General features: G+C 53.0%; 12 protein-coding genes. All 12 read left to right on the top strand.

What is annotated here, in order from left to right:
- The first annotated feature begins 78 nt into the window (after positions 1–78).
- The 12 genes from DEP07_RS03990 (at position 79) to lysA (ending at position 9,741) form a co-directional block, all read left to right on the top strand.
- Positions 79–1,266 carry a D-alanyl-D-alanine carboxypeptidase family protein gene (locus DEP07_RS03990; protein ID WP_122965883.1) on the top strand — a complete coding sequence of 396 codons (1,188 nt, stop codon included), beginning with the start codon at positions 79–81 and terminating at the stop codon, positions 1,264–1,266.
- A gap of 149 nt (positions 1,267–1,415) precedes the next feature.
- A complete protein-coding gene (gene spoIIAA, locus DEP07_RS03985; protein WP_063226881.1) occupies positions 1,416–1,766 on the top strand; it encodes an anti-sigma F factor antagonist in 351 nt (116 codons plus the stop codon).
- A 21-nt stretch (positions 1,767–1,787) separates the two neighbouring features.
- Positions 1,788–2,216: an anti-sigma F factor gene (spoIIAB, locus tag DEP07_RS03980; protein ID WP_173595994.1), complete on the top strand. Its 429-nt coding sequence runs from the start codon at positions 1,788–1,790 to the stop codon at positions 2,214–2,216.
- An 11-nt stretch (positions 2,217–2,227) separates the two neighbouring features.
- Positions 2,228–2,983: an RNA polymerase sporulation sigma factor SigF gene (gene sigF / locus DEP07_RS03975; protein ID WP_063226883.1), complete on the top strand. Its 756-nt coding sequence runs from the start codon at positions 2,228–2,230 to the stop codon at positions 2,981–2,983.
- A 178-nt stretch (positions 2,984–3,161) separates the two neighbouring features.
- Positions 3,162–3,776, top strand: a complete 615-nt coding sequence (locus DEP07_RS03970; RefSeq protein WP_173598780.1) for a stage V sporulation protein AA — start codon at positions 3,162–3,164, stop codon at positions 3,774–3,776.
- Positions 3,773–4,192, top strand: coding sequence for a stage V sporulation protein AB (locus DEP07_RS03965; protein ID WP_122963635.1), 420 nt, complete (start codon positions 3,773–3,775; stop codon positions 4,190–4,192). Before DEP07_RS03970 ends, DEP07_RS03965 begins: the two co-directional genes overlap by 4 nt.
- Positions 4,193–4,297: 105 nt before the next feature.
- Positions 4,298–4,783 carry a stage V sporulation protein AC gene (gene spoVAC / locus DEP07_RS03960; RefSeq protein ID WP_122963634.1) on the top strand — a complete coding sequence of 162 codons (486 nt, stop codon included), beginning with the start codon at positions 4,298–4,300 and terminating at the stop codon, positions 4,781–4,783.
- A gap of 16 nt (positions 4,784–4,799) precedes the next feature.
- A complete protein-coding gene (gene spoVAD, locus DEP07_RS03955; protein WP_122963633.1) occupies positions 4,800–5,825 on the top strand; it encodes a stage V sporulation protein AD in 1,026 nt (341 codons plus the stop codon).
- Entirely contained in the window at positions 5,825–6,175 is a 351-nt protein-coding gene (spoVAE, locus tag DEP07_RS03950) for a stage V sporulation protein AE (protein ID WP_063226888.1), read from the top strand. Before spoVAD ends, spoVAE begins: the two co-directional genes overlap by 1 nt.
- 31 nt (positions 6,176–6,206) lie before the next feature.
- Positions 6,207–6,821: a stage V sporulation protein AE gene (locus DEP07_RS03945; protein WP_122963632.1), complete on the top strand. Its 615-nt coding sequence runs from the start codon at positions 6,207–6,209 to the stop codon at positions 6,819–6,821.
- A complete protein-coding gene (locus DEP07_RS03940; protein WP_122963631.1) occupies positions 6,775–8,244 on the top strand; it encodes a spore germination protein in 1,470 nt (489 codons plus the stop codon). The genes DEP07_RS03945 and DEP07_RS03940 overlap by 47 nt, the downstream gene beginning before the upstream one ends.
- Before the next feature lie 174 nt (positions 8,245–8,418).
- Positions 8,419–9,741 carry a diaminopimelate decarboxylase gene (gene lysA / locus DEP07_RS03935; protein WP_173598782.1) on the top strand — a complete coding sequence of 441 codons (1,323 nt, stop codon included), beginning with the start codon at positions 8,419–8,421 and terminating at the stop codon, positions 9,739–9,741.
- Positions 9,742–9,764 lie beyond the last annotated feature (23 nt).

Here is a 9,764-nt window from a genome sequence, read left to right as displayed (position 1 = left end):
TCGCCCCCTCCTACTCGATTGAATATTTTCCTTCCCCCTGGGTGAGAATAAAACCATGAATGGAGGGAAGAGACTGCTATGAAACGGATAGGATACTTGGCTTCTTGCTTCATCATGCTTGTAACCATCTTTTCTCCGATGGGTGCTTTGGCAAAAGAAAAAGCGGCTCCGCAACAAGGGGAGATGAATTTTGCCCCGCATGCCTCGTCTGCCATTATGATCGAAGCAGATACAGGAACGGTTTTGTACGAAAAAAATGCGAATGAAAAAATGCCACCCGCCAGCATCACCAAGGTGATGACGATGCTCTTGATTATGGAGGCGGTGGAGCGGGGAGAGCTTAAATTTACAGATAAGGTCAGGGCCAGCGAACGGGCGGCTTCGATGGGAGGATCGCAAATCTTTTTGCAACCGGGCGAAGAAATGACCGTGGAAGACATGATCAAAGGAATTGCGATCGCTTCCGGAAACGACGCCTCGGTAGCGATGGCTGAGCATCTGGGCGGAACGGAAGAGGGCTTTGTGAACCGCATGAACGAGCGGGCCAAACAACTAGGGATGAAAAACACGCACTTTGTCAACTCCAACGGCTTGCCTGCGGAAAATCACTACTCTTCTGCGGCCGATATCGCGATCATGTCGCGCGAGCTTTTGAAGCACGATGGGATCACGAAGTTTACAGGCACGTACCAGGATTACTTGCGCAAGGATTCGGCAAGTCCTTTCTGGCTGGTCAATACGAATCGGCTTGTCCGCTTTTACGAAGGCGTAGACGGCCTGAAAACAGGCTATACAGGCGAAGCCAAGTATTGTTTGACCGCGACGGCCAAGCGCAACGACATGCGGATCATTGCCGTCGTCATGGGCGAGCCGGATGTCAAAACGCGCAACAACGAAGTTTCGACCATGTTCAATTACGCTTTCACCCATTTTCAGGTGATGCCGATGTACAAAAAAGGCCAGGCGGTTCAATCGCTCACGGTGGACAAAGGGCAAGTGCCACAGATTAATGTGGTCACGCCGCACGCTGTCAGTTTGCTGATGAAAAAAGGAGAATCAGCGGACACGTACACGAAAGAAATCGTCATGAATCCTGCTGTCAACGCTCCGGTTTCCAAAGACCAGGTCGTCGGCCACATTTTTATTCGTACAAAAGACGGCCGCGAAGTGAACAGGATTGATCTGATGCCTGAGCAACAAGTGAATAAGGCAAACATGTGGGAGATTCTCAAGCGGACAACCAAGAGTGTTTTGATCAGCTACTGACACACGACAACAAAGCGCGAAAAGAATCGAGTTGCCTCGAATGCGATGGCGCGGCTGCTCGATTTTTTTGTTCTTTTGTCGCCTGGCAGGAATTGGTTTGTCCGAAGCAGAAAGAGAGGTTTATTCAAGGGAGAAGGAGTGAGTCAGCCATGAGTTTGCGGATTGCGATGGAGACCCGGCAAGACGTGCTGGTGATCCGCCTGCAAGGAGAGCTGGACCATCATACAGCGGAAGAGCTGCGGAGCAAAGTGGATGAACTTTTGCGCACCCCCAACATTCGTCATATCGTGCTGAGCCTGGCTGATTTGGCCTTTATGGACAGCTCCGGTATCGGCGTGATTTTGGGACGCTACAAGCAAATATCTGCCCGTTCGGGTGAAATGTACGTGTGCTCGATCAACCCGACCATTTACCGGATCTTTGAAATGTCTGGCCTGTTCAAGGTAATCAAGTTCCGCGAAAATGAAGCAGATGCACTGCTTGTTCTGGGGGTGGCGTAAGTGAAGGTACAGCGCAATTTTATGTCCGTATCATTTGCTGCAATGAGCCAAAACGAGGCGTTCGCACGAATTGCTGTCGCCTCCTTTATCTCGCAGCTCGATATCACGATGGATGAGCTGGAGGAAATCAAGACGGTCGTATCGGAAGCCGTCACCAATGCGATCATTCACGGCTATGACGAAAATCCGGAAGGGGTCGTACATATTTCTGTGCGGATCGAAGAGGGAGCCATTGATCTGGTCGTGGAAGACAACGGAAAAGGAATTGAGGATGTGGAGCAGGCGATGCAGCCGTTGTATACGACCAAGCCTGAGTTGGAACGTTCGGGTATGGGCTTTACCATTATGGAGAATTTCATGGATTCTTTGGAAGTCGCGACGGCTGTTGGTAAAGGGACAACCGTTCGTTTGACCAAACGCCTGTCGTTTGCCAAAGCCTTGCAAAATTAGGGGTAGTGCCAATGGGTGCCGATATCAAAAATGCGAGTCAACCATTTCTGACCAATGACCAAGTGAAAGAGCTAATCGCCAAAAGCCAGGCTGGAGATACCGATGCGCGTGAGCTTCTTGTGAACAGCAATATCCGGCTGGTCTGGTCCGTCGTCCAGCGTTTTATCAACCGTGGATACGAAGCGGATGATTTGTTTCAAATTGGGTGTATTGGCCTCTTGAAAGCCGTAGATAAGTTTGACCTATCCTATGACGTGCGCTTTTCGACGTATGCGGTGCCGATGATTATTGGAGAAATTCAACGGTTCTTGCGTGATGACGGGACAGTCAAGGTAAGTCGATCGCTCAAAGAGACCGCGAACAAGGTACGACGAACAAAGGATGAGCTGTACAAGCAATTTGGCCGTGCACCCACGATCGCGGAGGTAGCCGAAGCCGTGGGGATCACACCGGAGGAAGTCGTGTTTGCCCAGGAGGCGAATCGGGCGCCTTCCTCGATTCATGAGACGGTTTTTGAGAATGACGGAGATCCGATTACACTGATCGACCAGATCGCCGATGAGGGCGTAAACAAGTGGTTTGAAAAAATTGCGCTCAAAGACGCGATCAGTCGGTTGAGCGAGCGTGAGCAGCTCATTGTGTACTTGCGCTACTACAAGGATCAGACCCAATCCGAAGTCGCAGAGCGGCTCGGAATCTCGCAAGTCCAGGTTTCGCGTCTGGAAAAGCGCATTTTGCAAACGATCAAGGATCAGATTGAACACTGATAGCATGAATGAATGTACGTGCGAAAACACTCAAGCCAACGCGCCTGGGTGTTTTTTCATGTATTCATGCGGGCAGTGCGGTGCTTTGCTCTTTCAGCGCTACCTTTTCGGGTATGCGTTTTGGCTGCGGGTACATACTACCGGATAAATGAGTAGCTCGTAGCAGGGAGGAGATTTCATGAAAGACGCGCTGTTTCTTCGTCTGAGAAAGCGGTTGGCCGTCAAGCCGGAAGCGATGATTGCCTTGGGCGATATTTGCCAGCTTTTTTGGGACGGGGAACGCGAGGAAGCGTTGAAGCGAATGCCGATTTATCAAGTAAAGCCGACAGACGGAAATTTGATCGTCATCGATATTATGCAAGTGATCCAGCGTGTTCGTTCCGTCTACCCGGAGGTGGAGCTGGAAATTCAAGGCTCGCCGCAAATTATCGTGGAAGTGTTGAATCCGCGCAAAAAAGCAAATCCGGTCCTGGTCGCTCTCGTCTGGGTGCTTTTGTTTATCGGCTCTGGCCTTGCGATCATGAACTTTCACACCGATGTCAGCATGCGCGAGGTGCACGAACGCATTTTTTATTTGATCACAGGAGAGCGAAGCGAGCAGCCGCTCTGGTTGCAAATCCCGTACTCCATCGGGATCGGCATGGGGATGATCCTGTTTTTCAATCACATTTTCCAGAAAAAAATCAACGAAGAACCAAGCCCCCTGGAAGTGGAGCTGTTCATGTACCAGCAAAGTCTCGATCAATACTACATTCAAAACGAGAATAAAGAAAACCAGCGGACGAAGCTATGAGTGTATGGGAATGCGGTTTGCTGGTCTTGATTGGACTAGGGGGCGGGCTTGCGGTCGGGAGCGGGCTTGTCGCTTTCATCGCCGTGCTGGACATTATTCCGAGGCTGACGCAACTGACCAATGCTCACCGTCACATCCGCGCTTTCGAATGGGCCTTGGTGATGGGGGCGCTTTTTTTTACGTTGATCGACTTTTTTCATCTCGGTGCTCATTGGCCGAATGTGGTTACGGCTGTTTACGGCCTGTTTGCGGGAATCTTCGTCGGGACATTGGCGGCTGGACTGACGGAAGTGCTGAACGTCTTTCCGATCCTGGCAAAACGGCTCAGCATGGACGGCAGCCTGTTGTTTCTGTTGATGGCAGTCGTGTTTGGCAAAGTGACCGGATCGCTCTTGCAGTGGCTGTTGCATCTGTGAATTGGTAAATACCGCTATTCATAGGCAAAGTTTGAAAAAGGAAAGATAGAGGTATGAGACGTCTTACCTCGCAGGAAATATGGACTCACAAAGGAGTGAAAGGGCATGGCAACCAAAACGAAATCGAAGCCGGCTGGATCGTTGCAGATGACGAAGCAGCTATACCAACAGCAGGCTTCCAAATTTCAGCCCAAGCGTAATGTCCTCCTGAACTCGTTGCGGGCGTTTTGGGTAGGAGGTACGATCTGCCTTCTCGGACAGGCCGTACAAAACATGTACATCCATTTCTTCGGCTTTACAGAGAAGACGGCGAGCAATCCGACGGTTGCCACGCTGATCTTTTTATCGGTTTTGCTGACGGGGCTTGGCGTCTATGACAACATCGGCCAGTATGCCGGGGCAGGCTCGGCTGTTCCGGTAACAGGGTTTGCCAACTCCATCGCTTCGGCTGCCATCGAGCATCGCAGCGAAGGACTTGTCCTCGGAGTGGGCGGCAACATGTTCAAGCTGGCAGGCTCGGTCATTGTGTTTGGGGTAGTGGCAGCCTTTGTCGCAGGCATTTTAAAAAGCTTGATCAACATGTTTTTCTAAGACGGGAGGGCTGGCTGTGTCGAGCAATCCACATCTGAAACGGGTGAGCCGCCAAACCTGGCACTTCGACCAGAATGTCCGCTTGCAAAGCTCGGCGGTAGCTGTCGGCCCCAAGGAAGGGGAAGGGCCGCTCGCCTCTTTGTTTGACGTCATTCACGACGACATGTACGCCGGGCAGAATACGTGGGAGAACGCCGAGCGACAGCTGCTGGAGGACGCTGTTTCGGCTGCGCTGAAAAAAGCGGGGATCGCGGGCAGCGAAGTCGATGCCATTTTGGCGGGCGATTTGCTGAATCAAAACATCACGACCAATTTCACTGCCGAAAAGCTGGAGATCCCGCTTCTGGGCATGTACGGGGCGTGCTCGACGTCCATGCTCACTTTGGCTACGGCTGCCGCTCTGGTGAATGCCGGATATGCCAACAGAGCGATTGCCGCTTGCAGCAGCCACAACGCCACAGCCGAGCGCCAATATCGCTATCCGACGGAATACGGCGGACAAAAGCCGCCCACGGCGCAATGGACGGTCACGGGCGCAGGGGCTGGGCTGGTTGGCATCGGAGGGACGGGACCGCGCATCACGTATGCGACGATGGGCAAAGTAGTGGACATGGGAATCAAGGACCCGCTGGATATGGGCTCAGCGATGGCGCCAGCAGCCGTCTCGACTTTTTTGGCTCATTTTCAGGACACGGGCAGAAAGCCGCAAGACTACGATTTGATCGTGACGGGCGATCTCGCATCGGTCGGCTATCCGATCGTAAAAGAGCTGATGCTGGCGGAAGGCTACGACATGGATCAGGTGTACAACGATTGCGGCCTGATGATCTACACGCCCGATCAGGATGTGTTCGCTGGCGGCAGCGGCTGTGCAAGCAGCGCGGTCGTGACCTACAGCCATATTGTGGATCAGTTGAACCGCGGGTTGCTGAAAAAAGTGCTCGTATGCGCGACAGGCGCGCTGTTAAGCCCGGTCAGCACCCAGCAAGGCAATTCGATTCCGTGCATCGCGCACGCGGTCGCGCTCGAAGGAGGACAATGATGGAATATGTGATTGCTTTTGTCGTGGGCGGGCTTGTATGCGTCGTCGGACAGCTTTTGCTCGACGTCGGCAAGCTCACGCCAGCCCATGTCATGAGTACGTTGGTTGTCGCAGGTGTCGTGCTTGATTTTGTTGGCGTTTACGACAAATTCATCGACTTCGCCGGAGCGGGTGCTACGGTGCCGATCACAAGCTTCGGCCATGCGCTGTATCACGGAGCGATCAGCGAGGCGGAGCAACATGGCCTGATCGGGGTGACTACCGGCATTTTCGAGGTCACCAGTGCAGGGATATCGGCGGCGATCGCGTTCGGTTTTCTGGCTTCACTCGTCTTCAAACCAAAAGGCTGACGTCTAGGCGAGCAGAGGCGGTGAGCAAACGATGGAGCAAATGCGGCGCAAGGTCATTTTGGTAACAGATGGCGATCATATCGCACAAAAAGCTGTAGAAAGCGTCGCGCGAGAGCTGGGAGGCAGATGCATCTCGCTTTCGGCCGGAAACCCGACTCCTGTAAGGGGCGAACAGGTGGTAGAGCTGATCAAAATGACTCCGCATGATCCGGTCATCGTCATGTTTGATGACAACGGCGATTACGGCAAAGGGCGCGGGGAGCGGGCGATTGAGTACGTCGCTTTGCATCCTGACATTGAAGTAATCGGCGTCATTGCCGTTGCTTCCAATACGAAATGGGTTCATGGAGCGACTGTGGCCTATTCAGTCGACAACCAGGGACAGATCGTAGAAGAAGCGGTGGATAAGGACGGATATGCAGACGGGCAGCTCCAGCATCGCATTTACGGCGATACTGTTGACATTTTGAACACGTTGAAGCTGCCGAATGTCATCGGAATCGGAGACATCGGGAAAATGGACGGCCGTGACAGCTTGCAAAATGGCTGCCCGATCACCAAGAGAGCAGTGCAGTGGATCATGGAAAGGAGCGGCGCCTATGACGACAGTCACAGAGAAAAGACGGCCGATCTCAGAGCGGATTGAGGAAAACAAGGAGTATTTGAACGACAGGCTTGGCGTAGGAAAAAGCTTCGACATCGGAGTTCACGAATTTTTTGTGGGCAATACGAAGCTGCTCATGTACTACATAAACGGTTTTGCCGAGAGTATGCTCGTCTCGCAAATCATGCGCGAAATCAACGACTTGCGCGGCCGGGACATCACAGATAGCCTGTTTGAAACGCTGTTTTACAAATTCATTCCTTTCTACCAGCTTGCCAAGGTCGATACGACAGACGAATTTATGGACAAGCTGCTCGTCGGGCAAGTTGGCCTGATCCTCGATCGCTCGAATCACGCGATCATCATGGATACGAAAATTTTGCCGACGCGTTCCCCGCAAGAGCCAGACACCGAGCGGATCGTGCGCGGGGCGCATGACGGTTTCACGGAGACGCTTGTCATCAACACGGTTTTGACGCGCAGAAGAATCCGCGACGAGCGATTGCGGTTTGAAATCATGCAAGTGGGGGAGCGCACCAAAACGGATGTAGCGGTCGCCTATTTGCAAGATGTGGCGAACCCGCAGCTTGTCGATGAGTTGAAAGAACGGCTGCAAAATATCCAGATCGACGGGATTCCGATGGCGGAAAAGACGATTGAGGAGTTTATTATCGGAAAAACGTTGAATCCGTTTCCGCTCGTTCGCTACACGGAACGGCCAGACGTAGCCGCTGTCCACCTTTTGGAGGGGCACGTCCTGATCTATGTGGATACGTCTCCGAGCGTAATGATTACACCAGCGACTTACTTTCATCACGTTCAGCACGCGGAGGAGTATCGGCAAACCCCTGTGGTCGGTGCCTACTTGCGGTGGGTGCGCTTTTTCGGGATTTTCGCTTCCGTCTTCGTCCTGCCAATCTGGCTGCTCATGGTGATGCACCCATCGATGATTCCGGAGCAGCTTGATTTTATCGGAATGAAGGACAAGGGCAGTATCCCGCTGCTGGTGCAGTTTCTGCTCGCAGAGGTGGGACTTGATCTCATGCGGATGGCGGCGATTCATACGCCTGCGCCGCTGTCAGTGGCCATGGGCCTGTTAGCTGCGATTCTGGTCGGTGACGTTGCGATCAAGGTCGGACTGTTTGCGCCCGAAGTCATTCTCTATCTGGCCGTGGCGGCCATCGGGATGTTTGCGACGCCTAGCTATGAGTTGGGACTGGCGAATCGGCTCGTCCGCATCTTTTTGATTCTGATGGTGGGCTTCTTCTCCACACCTGGCTTGATGATCGGCTTTTTGGCTGTGCTGGTCGGACTCGCTGCGACGCGTTCCCTCAACACGCCGTATTTGTGGCCGTTCATCCCTTTCAACTACAAGGCGATGAAGGATGTGGTCGTCCGGCTTGCCGTTCCTAGCAAAAATAATCGGCCCAGCATCGTTCGCTCCCAAAATTCCTCGCGGCAATAATATTCTGAAAACGGATGCCAACACCCATTGTCAAACGCACAGCCTTGTAGTACATTGAATGGGGAAGCCTTACGATGCTTGTTATGTTTGGCAACTGACGCTTTTTGTCGGTTGCCTTTCTCTATAGGATCTGGGCTATTAGGATCGGCGTGATCAGACTGGGAGGAGCCAAATATGTTTTTACACGGGACAAGTCGAGTAAACGAGCAGGGGCATCTTGAAATCGGGGGCTGTGACACAACAAGTCTGGCGGCTACGTACGGAACACCGCTGTACGTCTATGACGAGGCGCAAATTCGCGCGAAATGCCGCAGCTTTGTGGAGGCGTTCAGCCAGACGGGATTCTCTTTTCAGGTAGCTTACGCAAGCAAAGCTTTCTGTACGATGGCGATGTGCAAGCTGATCGAGGAGGAAGGGCTTTCGCTCGACGTCGTATCGGGCGGGGAGCTGTACACAGCCTTGCAAGCGGGCTTTCCTGCTGACCGCATTCACTTCCACGGCAACAACAAGTCGCTGGACGAAATCAACATGGCTTTGGATGCGAAGATCGGCTGTTTTGTGGTAGACAACTTTTATGAGCTGCACACGCTGGCAGAAGTTGCGAAGGAGCGCGGCGAAAAGGTTGCCGTCCTCTTGCGCGTAACGCCTGGCGTAGAAGCTCATACGCACGAATATATTTCCACCGGGCAAATCGACTCGAAATTCGGCTTCGATGTGCAAAACGGGCAAGCTCTGGAAGCGATCCGCTATGCGCACGAGAGCAATCATCTGCACTTATTGGGCGTTCATAGCCATATCGGCTCGCAAATTTTTGAGACAGACGGTTTCCTTGTTGCGGTGAAGCGGTTGACTGAGTTGCTTGGTGACGCAAAAGACAAGCATGGCTTCCTTCCAGAGGTACTGAATGTCGGCGGCGGCTTCGGAATCCGCTACGTAGAGGGCGATACGCCACAGCCAGCCGAGACGTACATCAAGGCGATTACCGATCTCGTGCGCGAGGAGCTGACAGCGCGTGAAATCCCGTTGCCTGAGCTGTGGATCGAGCCGGGCCGCAGCATTGTCGGAGATGCAGGCACCACTTTGTACCGAATCGGTTCGCATAAAGAAATTCCGAATGTGCGCAAATACGTTGCCGTTGACGGCGGAATGACGGACAACTTGCGTCCGGCGCTGTACAACGCGCAATACGAAGCGGCGATTGCCAACAAAATGAACGAGAGTGCCACAGAAGTCGTCTCCATCGCCGGAAAATGCTGTGAGTCTGGCGATATGCTGATCTGGGACGTGAAGCTTCCTCCTGCTGCGGCTGGCGACATTTTGGCTGTAACCAGCACGGGCGCATACGGATATTCCATGTCCAACAACTACAACCGCATCGCTCGTCCGGCTGTTGTGTTCGTCAAAGAGGGAGAAGCCGAGCTGGTAGTAAAACGCGAGACGTACGCAGATGTCGTCGGCCACGATCTTTTGCCGAAACGGGCGCAATTGCAGCGCTAACCGATCCAAAAAAGCAGACCAAG

This window comes from Brevibacillus sp., from assembly GCF_003521185.1.
In the GTDB taxonomy this organism is placed as follows: Bacteria; Bacillota; Bacilli; order Brevibacillales; family Brevibacillaceae; genus Brevibacillus; species Brevibacillus parabrevis.
Note: the sequence above shows the minus strand (reverse complement) of the source record. Positions and strands in the feature narration are given on the sequence as shown.